This window comes from Arthrobacter sp. B2060, assembly GCF_059090445.1.
Map to the genome: position 1 here is coordinate 53738 of NZ_JBNHFR010000014.1, position 16266 is coordinate 70003.

19 protein-coding genes are annotated in these 16266 nt (G+C 64.9%); 12 read left to right on the plus strand and 7 right to left on the minus strand.

The window, feature by feature from the left end; genetic code table 11:
* Window positions 1-301 precede the first annotated feature (301 nt).
* Window positions 302-1492, plus strand: a complete 1191-nt coding sequence (locus tag AC5RUM_RS19810) for a winged helix DNA-binding domain-containing protein (RefSeq protein WP_494036549.1) — start codon at window positions 302-304, stop codon at window positions 1490-1492.
* A 62-nt stretch (window positions 1493-1554) separates the two neighbouring features.
* Here AC5RUM_RS19810 and AC5RUM_RS19815 read toward each other — a convergent pair whose 3' ends face one another.
* Window positions 1555-2478: a DUF817 domain-containing protein gene (locus AC5RUM_RS19815; RefSeq protein WP_494036550.1), complete on the minus strand. Its 924-nt coding sequence runs from the start codon at window positions 2476-2478 to the stop codon at window positions 1555-1557.
* 189 nt (window positions 2479-2667) lie between these two features.
* Between AC5RUM_RS19815 and AC5RUM_RS19820 the strand changes: the two genes are divergently transcribed.
* The gene (locus tag AC5RUM_RS19820; RefSeq protein WP_494036608.1) at window positions 2668-3084 is read left to right on the plus strand and encodes a YidH family protein; all 417 of its coding nucleotides are present in this window, start codon (window positions 2668-2670) and stop codon (window positions 3082-3084) included.
* Between the two features lie 3 nt (window positions 3085-3087).
* The gene (locus tag AC5RUM_RS19825) at window positions 3088-3432 is read left to right on the plus strand and encodes a DUF202 domain-containing protein (protein ID WP_494036551.1); all 345 of its coding nucleotides are present in this window, start codon (window positions 3088-3090) and stop codon (window positions 3430-3432) included.
* 18 nt (window positions 3433-3450) lie between these two features.
* Here the strand turns inward: AC5RUM_RS19825 and AC5RUM_RS19830 are convergent, their stop codons facing one another.
* A complete protein-coding gene (locus AC5RUM_RS19830) occupies window positions 3451-3822 on the minus strand; it encodes a VOC family protein (RefSeq protein WP_494036552.1) in 372 nt (123 codons plus the stop codon).
* Between the two features lie 58 nt (window positions 3823-3880).
* Entirely contained in the window at window positions 3881-4474 is a 594-nt protein-coding gene (locus AC5RUM_RS19835) for a DM13 domain-containing protein (RefSeq protein WP_494036553.1), read from the minus strand.
* Between the two features lie 193 nt (window positions 4475-4667).
* On the opposite strand from AC5RUM_RS19835, the gene AC5RUM_RS19840 reads away from it, so the two are divergent.
* Complete coding sequence (locus AC5RUM_RS19840; RefSeq protein WP_494036554.1) at window positions 4668-4934, plus strand: hypothetical protein; 267 nt, start codon at window positions 4668-4670, stop codon at window positions 4932-4934.
* On the opposite strand, the gene AC5RUM_RS19845 is transcribed toward AC5RUM_RS19840, so the two are convergent.
* Window positions 4931-5338 carry a RidA family protein gene (locus AC5RUM_RS19845; protein ID WP_494036555.1) on the minus strand — a complete coding sequence of 136 codons (408 nt, stop codon included), beginning with the start codon at window positions 5336-5338 and terminating at the stop codon, window positions 4931-4933. The genes AC5RUM_RS19840 and AC5RUM_RS19845 overlap by 4 nt on opposite strands.
* Before the next feature lie 251 nt (window positions 5339-5589).
* On the opposite strand from AC5RUM_RS19845, the gene AC5RUM_RS19850 reads away from it, so the two are divergent.
* A complete protein-coding gene (locus AC5RUM_RS19850; protein ID WP_494036609.1) occupies window positions 5590-6345 on the plus strand; it encodes an SDR family NAD(P)-dependent oxidoreductase in 756 nt (251 codons plus the stop codon).
* Here AC5RUM_RS19850 and AC5RUM_RS19855 read toward each other — a convergent pair.
* Window positions 6330-7235, minus strand: coding sequence for an NAD(P)-dependent oxidoreductase (locus AC5RUM_RS19855; RefSeq protein ID WP_494036556.1), 906 nt, complete (start codon window positions 7233-7235; stop codon window positions 6330-6332). The genes AC5RUM_RS19850 and AC5RUM_RS19855 overlap by 16 nt on opposite strands.
* Window positions 7236-7448: 213 nt before the next feature.
* Complete coding sequence (locus tag AC5RUM_RS19860) at window positions 7449-8477, minus strand: substrate-binding domain-containing protein (protein WP_494036557.1); 1029 nt, start codon at window positions 8475-8477, stop codon at window positions 7449-7451.
* Between the two features lie 276 nt (window positions 8478-8753).
* On the opposite strand from AC5RUM_RS19860, the gene AC5RUM_RS19865 reads away from it, so the two are divergent.
* The 7 genes from AC5RUM_RS19865 (at window position 8754) to AC5RUM_RS19895 (ending at window position 15356) form a co-directional block, all read left to right on the plus strand.
* Entirely contained in the window at window positions 8754-10106 is a 1353-nt protein-coding gene (locus AC5RUM_RS19865) for an NAD(P)H-dependent oxidoreductase (RefSeq protein ID WP_494036558.1), read from the plus strand.
* Window positions 10103-11377 (plus strand): extracellular solute-binding protein, encoded by a 1275-nt coding sequence (locus AC5RUM_RS19870; protein WP_494036559.1) that lies wholly within the window; start codon window positions 10103-10105, stop codon window positions 11375-11377. Before AC5RUM_RS19865 ends, AC5RUM_RS19870 begins: the two co-directional genes overlap by 4 nt.
* 26 nt (window positions 11378-11403) lie before the next feature.
* Window positions 11404-12351, plus strand: coding sequence for a carbohydrate ABC transporter permease (locus tag AC5RUM_RS19875; protein WP_494036560.1), 948 nt, complete (start codon window positions 11404-11406; stop codon window positions 12349-12351).
* Between the two features lie 4 nt (window positions 12352-12355).
* Entirely contained in the window at window positions 12356-13249 is an 894-nt protein-coding gene (locus AC5RUM_RS19880; RefSeq protein WP_494036561.1) for a carbohydrate ABC transporter permease, read from the plus strand.
* Between the two features lie 2 nt (window positions 13250-13251).
* A complete protein-coding gene (locus tag AC5RUM_RS19885; RefSeq protein WP_494036562.1) occupies window positions 13252-14448 on the plus strand; it encodes an ABC transporter ATP-binding protein in 1197 nt (398 codons plus the stop codon).
* Between the two features lie 66 nt (window positions 14449-14514).
* Entirely contained in the window at window positions 14515-14826 is a 312-nt protein-coding gene (locus tag AC5RUM_RS19890; RefSeq protein WP_494036563.1) for a putative quinol monooxygenase, read from the plus strand.
* The gene (locus tag AC5RUM_RS19895) at window positions 14826-15356 is read left to right on the plus strand and encodes a gluconokinase (protein WP_494036564.1); all 531 of its coding nucleotides are present in this window, start codon (window positions 14826-14828) and stop codon (window positions 15354-15356) included. Before AC5RUM_RS19890 ends, AC5RUM_RS19895 begins: the two co-directional genes overlap by 1 nt.
* A gap of 98 nt (window positions 15357-15454) precedes the next feature.
* Here AC5RUM_RS19895 and AC5RUM_RS19900 read toward each other — a convergent pair whose 3' ends face one another.
* The gene (locus AC5RUM_RS19900) at window positions 15455-16240 is read right to left on the minus strand and encodes an alpha/beta fold hydrolase (RefSeq protein WP_494036565.1); all 786 of its coding nucleotides are present in this window, start codon (window positions 16238-16240) and stop codon (window positions 15455-15457) included.
* Between the last annotated feature and the right edge of the window lie 26 nt (window positions 16241-16266).

The window sequence follows — 16266 nt, forward strand, 5'->3', positions numbered from 1 at the left end:
GGACACTCCCCCCATCAGGTCAGAGCTGTCGAGTCGCGCTAAGCGGCTGCGGGCAGGGACTGATCGCCGCCGCACGTGCGCTCCTGGGCCGGAAAGCGCATACTCCTCCGCACCTCGGCCGGCACATGAGCGGAGGCGGGAAGCGCCGAAGGTTCTGACTTTGGACGCGCCCACCCCCCCATTTGACAGGGGAGACTACACCTTGCCAGGAGCACCAGAGCCGCTGGCCATCCGTCCGCGTTCCCCATTTTTGCAGAGAACCTCCCTCGGTTCGGCCGGCGGGCAGCGATAGTATGTGCCAGTGGCTGGCAGGGTTTCGACGGGCGACGTCATCGCGTTTCGTCTGGGTGCCCATAATCTCGCCGAACGGCTGGGCGAAGGCGGGCTGCTCGAGGCCGCCGGCCGGTGCGGGATTCAGAACAGCCCGCCCCGGTCGGCGTTGCTTGCCCTGCACGCCAGGGTGCGAAGCCTCACGCCGGAACACATGGCCAGAGCAGTCGACGAGGACAAGAGCCTGTTGCAGACCTGGTGCATGCGCGGCTCGCCGTTCTACATTCCGGCCTCTGACGCACCGGTATTCACCACCGGCGTGCTGCCGCCGACCGAGGAGGCGATGCGCCATCTCGTTCCCGGTGTGGAGCAGGCGTTGGAGAAACTTGGCCTGAGCCTGGTCGAGACGGTCGGGCTGACCGGCGCCGAGATCGGTGATGTGCTGTCCGGGCGCAGGCTCGCCATCAACCAGCTGGGCGCCGAGATCAGCAAACGGATTGCCCGCAGGTTGCCGAAGCGACAACGCGACATCTGGGAGGAAGCAGGCCCCTATGCCCCGGGGCAACCGCTCGGTGAGGGCGTCGTGCATTTCTGCGTCCGCATCCTCACGTTGCAGCGGGTGGTCTGCTTCGCGCCGCGCGTCGGAAACACAGCACCGCTCGTCCTGGTCGACGAGTGGCTGGGCCATCCGATTCCGGACGTCGACCCCGACCTCGCGCGCGCCGAGCTGCTTCGCCGCTACCTGCACTGCTACGGACCGTCGACACGCGGAGGCTTCGCCGCATGGGCGGGGATCCATGCCGGTGACACCGGCCCCTGGTGGAGATTGCTCGAGGACGAGCTGACAGAGGTCGAGTTCGGCGGCACGTCATGGATCCTCACCGAGGACCTCGATGCACTGCAGTCGGCGCAGATGCCGAAGGGCGTGCGCCTGCTCCCGCCACGTGACCCTTATACCCAGATCCGCGACCGCGAAATGATCGTCGACAGGAAGTACCACCGGGAAGTGTGGATGATGGTCGGCGAACCCGGCACGGTCCTCGTGGACGGCAGAATCACCGGCACATGGCGTCCACGCAAGAGCGGCCGGAAGCTGACCATCACCGTCAAGTCGTTCGACTCGCTATCAGATCGGGACAAGAGGTCGCTGCAGGGTGAGGCCGAGCAAGTCGCGCCGCTGCGAGGTGCCTCGACCGTGGACGTCGAATTCGACACTTACTGACCCTCCCGGCCACGAGTGCCCGCGCGACCGCGCCCGACGGCGGGAGGTCCCGCCGTCGTCCGCTAGCGTTCCGCTGTGGCCGCCGGGGAGGCGGGTGACGTGCCGGCTTCGGCCGCAGCGCCGCTGACCTCCTCTGGCTGGTTCGGCGGGGACGGTTTGTAGACCCACGCCACGAGCACCACCGAAATGATCATCAGCAGGAACCAGGAGACGAGTTTGTCGGGTGAGACCATGTGCCAGCCGTCCAGCTGGTTGGGGTAGAGCCAGGCTCCGGACCACGTTGCGATGTTCTCGGCGATCCAAATAAACATGGCCACGAGCAGGAACGCCAGGACCAGGGGCATCCGGAACTGCCGGCGGAACACGCGGAAGTGCATCAGGCACCGGCCGAAGATGACCACGACGGCGGCCAGCAGAACCCAGCGGGCATCAAGGATGTAGTGGTGCGTGAAGAAGTTCGCGTAGATGGCTGCGGCCAGGATCGCCGTGACCCACCGGCGCGGATATCTGGCGAAGCGCAGGTCGAAGAGCCGGAAGACCCGGACCATATAAGACCCGACCGCGGCATACATGAAGCCACTGAAAAGCGGAACCGACCCAATCCGCAAAAAGCCCTCGGCCTCATACGACCAGGATCCAACGTCGGTCTTGAACAGCTCCATCACCGTGCCCACCAGGTGGAAAAGAACAATCACCCGGAGCTCACGGGCAGTCTCCAGCCGCGAGGCGACCATCAGGATCTGGATGGCGACGGCGGCGAGCGTCAGGAAATCGTTCCTGGCCAGCGCGGCGTCGTCCGGATACCAGAGGCGGGCCGCCAGGATCACCGCGAGGAGCGCGGCGCCAAAGATGCACGCCCATGCCTGCTTCAAACCGAAGACGGCAAACTCGAGGAGCCTCGAACGGACGCCATCGGCAGCAGCACGGTCCAGAATCCGATGTGCACGTTCATCGATTCGACGCTCGACAGACGTGAAGCTGCGCATTGTTACCTCGTTCCCCCGCCACGAGTGGCACTGTGTATTTTTCCGAACCACCCAGGAGCCCGCTTTGTGCGGCCGAATCGGCGTGGTGACGAAGAATCCACCTTAACGCAACGGACGACGGCGGGACGTCCCGCCGTCGTCCGCAGAGGTGCGATCTGAAAGGGTAGCGTGGCAACTGAACCGGCACCGATGACGATCAAGGGAACCCAAGTGGCAGATACAGACCCCCGGAGTGGCGGACGAAGCGGTTTCTCCGCCCGGATCCTTGGCGGCGGAACCGAACCCGATCCCCGGTTCACCCTGGCCAACGAGCGCACCTTCCTGGCGTGGATCCGCACCTCCCTGGCCCTGCTCGCCGGCGGCGTCGCCGTCGAAGCCTTCATGGCCGACCTCTTCGCCCCGGAACTCCGCAAATCCATCGCGGTGCTCTTGCTCGTGCTCGCCCTCGTCATCGGCGGCGGATCGTTCTTCCGCTGGCTGAACGTCGAACGCTCCATGCGGCACAAGACCCCGCTGCCGCTGCCCTGGATCGCACCCATCCTCGCCGCCGGCGGGGCCCTCGTCGCGGCCATCATGGTCGTCTTCGTCCTCGTCCGCACCGCCTGACCCGTGCCGGTACAGGGCGATACACCAACACACGGCGACGCTGGCCTGCAGCCTGAGCGCACGGACCTCGCCTGGGGCCGCACCACCATGTCCATGGTGGTGGCCGCCGCCATCTTCCTGCGCTGGATGCCGCACCACGGCTGGTTCGCCGGCACCCTGGTGGCCGCCGCCGTCCTGACCGCCGTGGCCATTAACCTCACCCGCAGACGCCGCCTCCGCCGTGCCATCCGCGGCATCCAGCAGGATGTGATGGCCCCGGACATCGCTTCGACGGCGGCCGTCGCGGCGAGCGTCGTCCTTCTCGCCGTCCTGGGGATCTACACCGTCCTCTTCCTGCCGCTCGAGTAGGAAGCAGCGCCCAGCTGCTCAGACGTGCTGGTCTACAAGGACCGGGTTTCCATCCGGATCCAGCACAATGAAGCTCGCCGGCCCCGTGGTTCCCTCGTCTGCTTCCGACACGAACTGCGTGCCCTTGGTTTTCAGTTCCCGCTGCAGCTCGCGCACATCGGTAAATGAATCGAGTGGCTTAGCGTCCTGATTCCAGCCCGGGTTGAACGTCAGCATGTTCTTCTCAAACATTCCCTGGAAGAGCCCGATGACGGTGTCGCCATTCTTCAGGATCAGCCAGTTCTGGCTAATGTCGCCCCCAAAGCTGCTAAATCCAAGCTTCTCGTAAAACGCAGCAGACGCCGCAATGTCCTTGACGCTAAGGCTGAGGGAAAAGGCGCCGAGCTGCATGTGTTTCTCCACTCTCGAGAAGGCCGGAATGTTCCGATGATACTCGCGAGGTGGTGCCTCAGAATTTAAGCTGGGCCGCTCCGAATGACACGGCGAATTGCACGCACCACAAATCAACGGACTTGTACTTCGAAAGATCAGCGTCGGCGGGAATTGCATACACCTGGTTGCCTTGGTTTCCCTTGATCAGACCGAGGTCAAGATGAGCCGCCGAACCGGCCGTGAACCACCCCGCGGTTCCCTCCACCACGTCGGCGGCGCTTAGCCAGACGTGCACATCCGGCCCGTTGGAGGTGTCGAGATTCTCCAGGGTAAGCACCCGCGTGCCGTCCGGCTGCTTAATTATCCGGACGGTCCCGGTCGTCGCGTGTTCGTGGCTGATGAGGGAGCCTGAGGCGAGCTGGACCGGGCCGGCGGGGGTGTTCTGTGTAGGGGTCGCGGACGGGGAGGGTACCTCTGAAGCCGCGGGAGGAGACGGTGCCGCCCGTTCGGGGGACACAGCAACGGTCGGCAGCGCTTCATCCACCTTTACGTCGACAAACAGCAACCACGGCTTGAACAGCGCCAGCCCAGCAGCGAGCACGACGGCGGCAGCCGCCACAGCAGCGATGACCCACCCCCGCTTGCGCCCAGTGGCCTTCACGTTGACCATCCGGCACCCCGCAGTGACGAGACGACGGGTGCGAACACATCTGCGCTCATGAATCCATCCTCCGCTTGCGTGCCACCTCGGGCAATGGGCTGGAAAAGCACAGAATACCCAATGCATATCAGTTGAAAATGATCGCTTTTCATGGATCATCCGGACTCACATACTGGTGAAACGCCATCACCAAGGATTGAACATGAGAAAACGCATCCCCAAAACCAGGACCGCAACCAGCAAGTACAAGACTTCGAAAACCGGCCCGCGGACGGGCGACCACTGCCCTTTTAACGGGTGGTGGGCGCCTGCCACGAATCCCACCGAAGGCCGCTTCATCAATGAAGGCAGCCTCATGCCCTCCGACGGCGGCACGTCGGTGAGCTGGGTGCTGCTGCCCGGCCAGATGGTCAACAGACAAGAGCCCAAGTACCACTACCCCAAGCCGGGACTCTTGGAGGATGACTAAATCGATTCAGGCAGGACGACGGTGGCCTCGATTTCAATCAAGAGCCCGTCCATGACGAGGCCGGTGACGCCTACGATCGTCGTGGCCGGATGGTCCGAAGAGCCCTGGACTTCCTCCATGGCGGCCGTGATCGTTTCGTATTGGGTGGGCTGCAGGGTGTAAATGGTCCGTCGATACACGTCTTCCCAAGAAGCGCCGATGGCATCGAGGGCTGTCTTGATGTTTCGCATGGCTGCTTTGGTCTGCTCTGCGAGATCATCACCGCCAACGATGGCGAAGTCGTTGTCGAACGCAACCTGCCCGGAGAGGAAGGCCAGGCGGGCGCCGGGTGGTGCAATGACGATGTGCGTAAATCCGGGTGCGGTGTAAAGACCGGGCGGGTTCAACAACTTACGGCCTGACATGGGAATCCCTGCTTTCTGTTGGACAGGGCGCACCACCTGCGCCGGGCCGCCCCGCGGCGGGCACGCGCCCTGCGCTCATGGTAGGCGCCGGACAGGCTCCCCGGAATAGACCGTTGGTGCTGCCCTGAGCGGGTATCCGTGAGCCCGGCGACCTGGGGGCGACCCGTGAAGTCCGGAAAACGCTGGTGCCGTCCGCGGCCTTTCACGTCGGACAGGGCTACATTGATTCTGTGGAGCAGGACCTTGAGCGCATGAGGGAGTTGCAGGGCCTGGTGGCCATCGTGACCGGAGGGTCATCCGGCATTGGCGATGCGATCGTCGGCAGGCTTCAGGCCCTGGGCGCTGACGTCGCGGTCTTGGACCGTCATCCAACGAGATCAACGCGGGGCGCCTTCCCTGCGATCTGCGACGTGAGCGATGACGCCTCCGTCCGTACCGCCGTCGGCTCCGTCCTGGAGCACTTCGGCCGGCTGGACATCGTGGTGAACAACGCGGGCATCGGTGCCCAAGGCACCGTGGCGGACAACGACGACGACGAATGGCACCGCGTGTGGGACGTCAACGTCGTAGGCATGGTGCGTGTCAGCCGAGCGGCGCTTCCGGCGCTGCGGAAGTCGCCCTCGGCCGCCATCGTGAACATGTGCTCGGTTGCCGCTACGGCCGGTCTCCCGCAGCGGGCCCTGTATTCAGCCACAAAAGGTGCTGTGCTGTCGCTGACCGGAGCCATGGCGGCGGACCACCTCCGTGAAGGAATCAGGGTGAACTGCGTCAATCCCGGGACGACTGACACTCCCTGGGTCTCCCGCCTGCTTGAGGCGGCCCCGGACCCTGCTGCGGAACGCGCCGCCCTTGAAGCCCGCCAGCCCCATGGCCGGCTGGTTTCGGCGGACGAGGTGGCGGGCGCCGTCGCCTACCTGGTCAGCCCGCTCTCCGGGTCCACCACGGGTACCTCCATAGCCGTCGACGGCGGCATGCAGGCGGTGCGCCTGCGTCAGGCGACTCGGTGAGAGCGAAGGGCGAGGGTGCGGTGGATGCCCGTGTGGTCGAGAGCGCCGTCGCCTCGGGCCACCATGTCGTCGAACAGCCCTGTCACGGTGCTGCTCAGCGGCAGTTCAAGGCCCTCCGCACTTGCCGCATCCAAAATGAATCTGAGGTCTTTCAGCTGGTTCTGAGCGCTGCCCCCGCCGTCGAAGTCGTTGCTGATCCACCTGTAACCTTTCTGCCGTAGGACAGCTGAATCGGCCAGCCCGCCTTGCAGCAGCTCGAGCATAACCGCCAGGTCCAGGCCTCCATTGCGCGCCAGGAGCATGGCTTCGGAAACTGCGGTCACGGTGGCTGCGACGACGACTTGGTTGCAGGCCTTGGCGAGAGCACCTGAACCGCTCTGGCCCATGTACCGGACGGTGGTGCCCATGGCCCGGAGTACGGGCTCCACGGATACGGCCGCGTTCTCATCTCCGCCGACCATGATGCTGAGCGTTCCCTTCTCCGCCCCGACTGTGCCACCGCTGACTGGCGCATCAAGGACCGTGACCCCGTGCTCGCGGAACAAACGTTCGGCAAAGTCGGCCACGGCGATCGGTGACACTGTCCCGTGCACCACGAGGAGGGGGCGGGTGATGCCCTTTGCCGCCCAGCCGGACAGCAATCCGTCCTGTCCCGGCAGCAGGGATTCGACCTGGTCCAGATCGGGCAGGACCGTGAGGACGACCTCGGACGCGGCATCCGCCGGCGATGTGGCGGCGCGCGCACCCAGTGCAACCAGCTGTTCCGCTTTGGCGGACGTCCGGTTCCAGACGGTGAGACCGCCGTCGAAGTCCAGCAGCCGGCGGGCCATGAGCCCGCCCATGGGGCCGAGTCCCAGCAGTGCGAGCGAGCGTCGCGTGGTTTCCGTCATGATCAAGTCCTTACGTTTGAGGCGGCCGACGGCCGGTCGCCGGTGGCCTGCGGCTGGGCGGGAGCAGCAAGCAGCAGGACGCCGAGGGCAATATAGGTAGGAGTGGAAACAGGTGGAACCGGTACACTTTTTGTACCATGCAGGGCGTCCAGGTGTAAATGGAAACCCTCCGACTACTCACGCGCGGCGGGAGGCAGCCGGGCGCCGGGATGACTACGCGGGCGGTTTTGGCCGGGCAACGCTGGAGCGCTCGACGAGCTCGGCATCGACGCGGACAACAGTCGGTTTTCCGGAGGTCTTGCCGCTCGGGTTGGACAGTGCCAGCCGGACGGAGTGCCGGGCCAGCAGATCGATAGGCTGCCGGACGATGGTCAACGGTGGGGTCATGAGTTCCGTCCAAGGGGAATCCTCGAACACGATGACCGACAGTTCCTCCGGAATCGAAACCCCGGCATGCACGAGGCGCCGGAGTACGGCCGTCACCTGTGCGGTATTGGCCACCACGAGGGCAGTGGGCGGATCCGCAAGATTGAGCAACGCCGTCGCGGCATCGCCCCCAGCCCCGCCACGGAACGCGACGGACCGGATGAGAAGGTCATCCTGATCCAATCCGGCGGCTTCAAGCGCTTCGCGGTAGCCGGCGATCCTGTCCCGGCCGGTTGTCGATGACGCCGGGCCGGAGATTATCGCGATGCGGCGGTGCCCATGGGCAGCCAGCAGGGCTGTGGCCGAGCGCGCAGATTCGGTGTTGTTGATGGCGACCACATCGACCGCCGGCAGCGACGGGATCGACCGGTCAACGAAGACCACATCGGTCCCCATATCCTGGAGCCTTTTCCAGGTTTCCAGATTGTTCCCCGTGGGAGTGGCGATGATCCCGCTCACCCTGCGCTCAATGAGCGTGGCGAGACGCTCCGATTCAAGCTGGTCGTCCTCTTGCGTCGTCATGAGAAGCACCTGGATTCCGCGGGAGTGGGCCTCTTGGACGACCTGGTCCGCCAGCCGGGCAAAGAAGGGATTGGAGACGTCGGCCAAGAGCAGCCCCAGCGTGGTGGGCGGGCCGTGCTTCAGTTCCCTCGCCGCAGTGCGGGGGTGGTACCCAAGGGATTCCATCACGTCGTTCACCCGGCCGCGAGTCGCCGCCGCCACCGGCCCCGAGCCCGGATTGAGGACCCGGGAGACGACGGCAACGGACACCCCCGCAGCCGCGGCAACATCGCGTATGGTCGGCTGCTTCTGCACGTGTACTCCTCAATCGGCTACTGCGGCTCCCCGGAACCCCCGGCAGGAACTTTTTCAGACTAGGGTATTGACCTCGTCGAGCAGGTATGACATAAAAGTGTAACCGGTTCCATTATGTTTACTTCGGCGCCGGTTGTCTACCACAGCACCGCCAGGGTCCGAGGCAGCACACCCCAGCCAGCCACCTGAGCGTCGTTCACCGCAACGCTGCGGCAGACCCCAAGTTTTCCGCTGGCCCTCCATTCGGGATGGAGCCGGACCCACTGAAAGGTAGTTATGAACCTGCACAAACTTCTGACCCAACGCGAGGCCGAGGGCGCCCCCATCCGCGTAGGGCTGATCGGCGCCGGACGGTTCGGCACGATGTACCTGGCACAGGCCCGCAACATTCCCGGCATCCACGTCGTGGCCATCGCCGACATCAACGCCGAACGCGCCAAGGGCGCCCTGAAGCTGGTTGACTGGCCCGAAGAAGCCTTCGCCGCGGACATCCCCGCGGCCATCGCAGCGCGGTCCACGGCCGTGGTGACCGACGCCTCCGTCCTGTTCGACACCGACCTGGACGTCATCGTCGAAGCCACCGGCAACCCGATCGTTGGCATCAACCACGCCGTGCGCGCCATCGAGACAGGCAAGCACATCATCATGGTCACGGTCGAGGCTGATGCCCTCGCCGGACCCGCACTGGCGAAGCGGGCCGAGGAAGCCGGCGTCGTATACTCCCTGGCTTACGGCGACCAGCCGGCGCTGATCTGGGAGCTCGTGGACTGGGCCCGGACGTCGGGCTTCGACGTCGTCTGCGCCGGCAAGGGCGCCAAATACCTGTCCCACTACCACCAGATGAACCCGGATAATGTGTGGGAGAACTGGGAGTTCTCCAAGGAACTGACAGAATCCGGTCAGCTCAATCCCTACATGCACACCTCCTTCCGCGACGGTACCAAGGCCGCCATCGAAATGGCGGCCGTGGCCAACGCCGCGGGACTGCGCCCGTCGGACGAGGGACTGACCTTCACGCCCGGCGACGTGGAAGAGATCGCCACGATCTGCCGACCGGCAGCCGACGGCGGCGTGCTCGCCAACGCAGGCAGCGTTGACGTCATGTCAAGCGTGACCCGTGAGGGAGACTGGATTCCCCACAACACGCAGGAGGGAGTCTTCGTCGTCGTGAAGGCAACCAATGAATACGTCTCGGGCTGCTTCCAGGAATACCCCTGGCACCCGGACCCCACCGGCCAGTACGCCGCGCTCTACCGCCCCTACCACTACGTCGGGCTGGAGCTCAACGTCTCCATCGCCAACGCCGTGCTTCGCGGCGTCGCCACCGGCGCGCCGGAAGGCTTCCACGCCGACGTCGTCGCCTGCGCCAAAAAGGACCTGCACGCCGGGGAAATCCTCGACGGCGAGGGCGGCTTCACAGTCTGGGGCAAGCTCATCTCCGCGGAAAAGTCGGTCCGGGACCGCGCCCTTCCCGTCGCCATGGCCCACCACGTGAAGCTCGTCAATGATGTTCCCGAGGGCGGCATCGTCGGCTGGGACGACGTCGAAATCGACACGTCCCTGGAAGAGGCCCTGAAGCTGCGGCGCGAGACGGAGGCCCTCGCACTCGACGTGGTGCCTGCGACATGATGGACCGGCGTAGCTTTTTCGGGGTTGCCGGCGCTGCTGCAGCCGGTATGGTCCTGGCCGGTTGCGGCGCTGCCCCGGGAATTGACCCGAACCGTGCCGCATCGGCCGGCGGCACCTTGAAGTTTGGCAGCTGGCAGTGGCTCGAGCCGGGCCGCGGCGAGGCGATGTGGCAGGCCATTCAGGCCTACAAGGAAGCCAACCCCTCCGCGAGCCTGGCCCAAAGCACCACACCGTTCCTGTCCTTCGCGGACAAGCTCAACACAGAGCTTGGCGGCAAGGGCGGCCCGGACGTCTTCGTCGTTCAGGACGTCAACTTCTACCCCTTGGCCGACGCCGGCATTCTGGCCCCGCTCACGTCTGTCATCTCAACGCACAAGGGCCGGCCGTTCAACCATACGAACGAGTCCGGGCTGGTCAACGGGGTGCAGTACGGGATCACCTGGGAACGGCTGAACTGGAACTTCTTCTGGAACCGCAACATCCTGGAGAAAGCCAACGTCACCCCGCCTCGCAATGTCGCGGAACTGATCTCGGCCGCTACCCAGATCCGTTCCGCCACCGGGCTGGACGGCTTCGGCGTCCGCCACCAGATGACGGAATTCGACTCCTGGTTCATGGACTTCGATGTCTGGACCTACGGGCACGGCGGATCCTGGTCGGACGGCTCTCGGCCCACCATCGATTCGGCGGAGAACATCGCCGGCGTGGAGGCGTTCGGGGAGATCTACCGCTCGGGCGCCATGCCGATCGGTGATGACGCGTCAACCATGCGCACCAAGTTCCGCGAGGGCCGTCTCGGCATGATGGTCGACGTCTCGTCCACAGTCGCCGGTATCCTGCGCTCCTCCAAGACGCTCAAATCGGCCGACATCGGCTTCGCCGACCGGATCCCGCTCCCGAAGCCGTCGGCGCACCAGGAAATCGTGCTGGCAGTCAACGGTTACGGCAAGAACAAGAACCTGGCCGTCGACTTTGTCGGCTGGGTGGGTTCCGATGCCGGCCAGGCAGCACTCCGGAAGGCCATGGGCCCGTCGACGCTCGCCACGGACGTCCCGCTGGCTCCTGATTACGCCGCCGCGAACCCGTGGGCGAAGGCCTTTATCGACCTCGCCTCGGAGTCGAGAAGTCCCCTTATCAAGGGATATGAGGCGCAAACCAAGGCCATCATGCGGGAAGTCATGACCCAGGTGGAACGCTACCTCGTGGACGGTGGCGACGCCGCAACAGCGCTCTCCACCGCCCAGAAACAAGTAACTCAGCTGCTCGGCTGAGTGGACCAAAGCAAAGGATCAGGGCAATGTCGCTCCGAACTTCGATCTCCCCGCCGGCCGTGGCACAGAACCAGATACAGGACGCTCCCTCCAGGCACCATATGTGGCAGCGGATCTCCCCCTACCTCTACATCGGCCCCGCTGTCATTTACCTGATCATCTTCATGATCATCCCCGTGGTGCAGGGCGTTCAGCTCAGTTTCACCAAGACCCCGCTGGTCAAGCCCGACGGCGGAACAGGCATCGGGCTGGAAAACTACTCCCGCCTGCTCAGCAGCCCCCAGTTCTACAACTCCCTCGGCGCCACCATCCTGTACACGGCGGCGACGGTCATCTTCGCCGTCGCCATCGGCGCAGGATCAGCCCTGCTTCTGAACCAGGCCTTCAAGGGACGCACCATCGTCCGGGCCGTCATCACCCTGCCCTGGGCCGTCCCCACAGTGGCGACCGCCCTCATCTTCAGCTGGATCTTCAACCGGTCCGACGGTGTGCTGAACGAAGTCGTCGGAGTGCTGGGCGTCGGCCAGCAGGGCTGGCTGGTCGATCCAAAGTACGGCATGGCCGCCGTCGTCCTGACCTCCGTCTGGAAGGTCATGCCCCTGGTCATGCTCGTTGTCCTCGCCTCGCTCCAATCAATCCCGAGCGAACTTTACGAGGCCACGCGCATGGACGGCGCCGGGGCGCTGGAAACCTTCAAGGCCGTCACCTGGCCGCACATCGCCCCCACCGTCAGGGTAGTCACGCTCCTCATGACGATCTGGTCCATCCGCCGCTTCGAGATCATCTACCTCCTGACCGGCGGCGGCCCCGTGGACAGCACCAACACCCTCGTCGTCAACGTATACCGGCAGGCCTTCAGCAACCAGGAACTGGGCCGCGCGGCGGCAATCGGCGCCCTCGGCCTGGTTCTGTCCCTGCTCGTCACGGTTGTCTACTTCATGATGGAACGGCGCAACGCCGCTAAGGAGGCCTAGCCCAATGACAACGAAAGAAGCACCACCAATCGCACGGACATCCCCTGCAAGGCGGCGCCTGAAAGCACCTGGCACACGAAACTTCAGCAGGCCAGTCCGCTACCTCATGCTGGCAGCCCTGGTTCTCTTCTCGGGCTTCCCGCTGTACTGGATGCTGAACACGGCGCTCAGCCAAGACTCCGAACTTTACGGCCAGGCCCAAGGCTGGTGGCCGCACTGGGAACGCCTCGCGGACCTCGGCGACGTCATCGGCAGCGTCCCCATCTTCAAATGGCTCAGCAACTCCATGGTCATCGCCGGCGGAACCACGCTGCTTTCCCTCATTTTCGCGGTGTTGGCCGGCTACGCGCTGTCGAGATTCAAGTTCCATGGCAAGGGCGCCGCAGGGTTCCTGCTCTTCGCCACCCAAATGCTGCCCGAGGCCCTGCTCGTCGTCCCGATCTACGCGCTGTTCGCTTCGCTGGGACTCCTTAACGGAATGGGCGGCCTGATCCTCGCCAACGTTGCCTTCACAATGCCCGTCAGCGTCTGGATCATCAAAGGAGCCATCGATGCGATCCCCTACGAAATCGAAGAGGCGGCCGCCGTCGACGGGTGCCCCCGCGTCACGATCCTGTCGCTGGTCCTCACCCCGCTGATCCTTCCCAGCATCGCCGCGGCCGCCGTTATCAACTTCTTCGACGGGTGGAACGAATTCCTGCTGGCCAAGACCTTCATCGCCGAACGTGACCTCTGGCCGGCGTCGGTGGGCCTGGCCTCCTTCATCGGCCAGTACCTGACCTCGCTGAACTCCGTCATGGCCGCCGCCCTGCTGTTCACGCTGCCGGCGCTGATCTTCTTCCTCCTTGTCCAACGTCGAATCGTCTCGGGCCTCACGGCCGGCTCAGTCAAAGGTTGATCATGGCAAAGCTCTCACTACGCAACATCAGCAAGCGGTTCGGGGACACCCAGGTCATCCACGACTTCAGCGCCGACGTCGACAATGGAGAATTCCTTGTCCTGCTCGGCGCGTCCGGATCAGGAAAGTCGACGCTGCTCCGCATTATTGCCGGACTCACGGATGCGAGCGCTGGCGACATCATCTTCGACAACCTCCGCGTGAACCGCCAAAGCCCGCGCGAACGCGACATCGCCTTCGTCTTCCAGTCCTATGCGCTCTATCCGCACCTGACAGTCCGCGACAACATCGCCTTCCCCCTGGCGCTGGACAAATTCAAGGCCTGGCACCACATCCCGGGCATCAGCACGATCGCACGCCGCATCTTTGGCTCGTCCAAGGACATCTCCGAACGCGTCGCCGGTGTCTCGTCGATGCTGGAACTGGACCAGTACGCGAACCGCAAGCCCGGAGGACTTTCCGGCGGCCAGCGGCAGCGTGTGGCCTTGGCGCGCGCCCTAATCCGCAACCCTTCAATGTTCCTGCTCGATGAACCGCTCTCCAACCTCGACGCCAAGCTCCGCGCTGAACTGCGGGGCGAAATCGTCCGGCTGCACAGGCTGACCGGGAAGACCTTCATTTACGTCACCCACGACCAGGTTGAAGCCATGACCATGGCCACCCAGATCGTCATTCTCCACAACGGCATCGTGCAGCAGCACGCCACGCCGCAGGAGATCTACACCCGCCCCGCCAACACGTACGTCGCCAGGTTCATCGGCAGCCCGCCCATGAACCTGATGGCGGCCACGGTGACCGACGGGCTCCCCGCCCTCGGAGGGCTGCGGCTCCCGGCGCCGGAAGGGCTCCGGCTCAGGACCGGAACCACGACGCTGGGCCTGCGGCCGGAACACCTGACGGTCTCCGCCGACGTCGGCGGGCCCGGTCTCGCGGGAACGGTCCGGAGGATCGAGGACCTTGGCGCGGACACCCTCATCGGAGTCCAGCCGGACCCCACCCTGGACCTGAAACTGTGGGAGCTGAACCAGGACGAACTCCTGTGGGTCCGTCAGACCGGACAAACCCGCCTGATGGCAGGAGATGCCTGCATGGTCTCGCCCGAGGCCAGAATGGCCAGCTACTTCGCCAGCGAAACCGGGCTGAACCTGGCATCATCCGGTCTGATCTCAGACGCCGGAATTCTGCCGATGCGCGGCTGACCTGCGACACCCCAAACTCTGGCAGGCCAGGCCTGATCGCATTTCACACACAAGGAAAAAACACCAATGACCATCGTTGTCACCGCAGCATTCACTCCCAAGGACGGCGCCTACCACCAGGTCGTCGCCGCGCTCTCCCCCGCCATTGCAGAAGTCCATGAAGAGCCGGGCTGCCTGCTGTACGCCATCCACGAATCACCCAGCGGCCAGATCATGATGATTGAAAAGTGGGAAAGTGCCGAACTGCTCGACGCCCACGGCGAGGGCCACGCCGTCAAACGGCTCAACGCTTCACTCGAGGGGCTCCTGGAAAGGCCTGTGGAAGTCACCCGCCTCGTGCCGATTCCCGCCGGCACTTCCCACCAGGGCGCACTTTAATGTTCCACCACCCCATCGTGGTCATGGGTGTCTCAGGGGCAGGCAAGTCCATCGTGGGGGCCGCGCTGGCCGCCCGCCTGGGTGCCACATTCGTGGACGCCGATTCCCTGCACCCACCCGCCAACGTAGAAAAAATGGCCGCGGGCATTCCTTTGACCGACGCGGACCGGTGGCCTTGGCTCCGTCTCGTTGGTGCTCAGCTCGCGGCGTCTCAGCAAAAAGGAACCGTGGTCGCATGCTCAGCCCTCAAACGGGCGTACCGGGATGCCATCCGCGCAACGGAACCGGCAACCCGGTTCATCCTTCTGAACGCGGACCCCGCCGTGCTGCAGAAACGGCTGACCCAGCGCCCGAGTCACTTCATGCCGGCATCACTCCTGACCTCACAGCTCGAAACCCTCGAACCCCTGGAAACAGACGAAGCCGGCCTGTGCCTCACCTCAGAGGGAGGCGTCGAATCCATCGTCGACCGGATTTACGCCCACCTGGCGAGTGACGCTGCTGGGGCGCGTCAGTACGCGGACCGGTAGCTTGAGCGGGTGATGCGGGCGTTAACCAGCGGACGACGGCGGGGCCTCCCGCCGTCGTCCGCTGGCGTTGGGTGCCGCACCCGTGCGCTGACCCGCCCCTATTCCCCGAGGAACCGCAGCAGCAGGGGGACGGTGGCGTGGAGCGTCCGCACGTCCCCGCCGCTGGCCGCCTGCTCGCCGAGGTAGTCACCGTGGCCGCCGGGGACAATGAGCAGGCGGGCGCCCGGGATGGCCCCCACCATCCGCGCGGCATAGGCGGGTGCGACAATGTCGCGGTCGCCGCTCACCACCAGCGTGGACGCCGTGATGGTGCCCAGTTCGTCGTCGGACCAGCCGGGGAACTCCAGGATCCGCTGCCTGTCCAGCTCGAAGAGCCGCTCCACGTGGCCGGGTTCGGGGTTGAGGCGGCGGTCGGCGTCTTTGTAGATGTCCGGCATGTCATCGAGAGTGGCCTTCGCCATGCCGTCCCAGAACTCGGCCGGCACGGCATCGCGGCTTGCGAAGGTGGACGCGGCGATGAGGTGCTGGACTGTGGCGGGGCGCCCGAGTGCCAGCGCGATCGCGGTGTGGCCGCCGGAGCTGAAACCCAAAACATCCACAAATTCCACATGGAGCTGGCCCAGAACAGCGAGGATGTCACCGGCGGAATTCTCGGCGGTGAGGGGCCGGCTGGTCGGCTGGGTGCGGCCGTGGCCCTCCTCCTCCACGGCAATCACCTGGCGGTGTCCGGCCAGCACCGGGATGAGCTTGCTGAAGTTGGTGCCGATGGTGGAGCCGCCGCCCGGAATGAGGAGCAGCGGCGGCTGTCCGGTCACCTCCGGGCCGTGGACCTCGTAGTACATACGAAGGCCGTCGTTGTCCGCATAGCCGTGGGCGAAGGTCACACGGCATCCTAACCCCGGGCACTTTC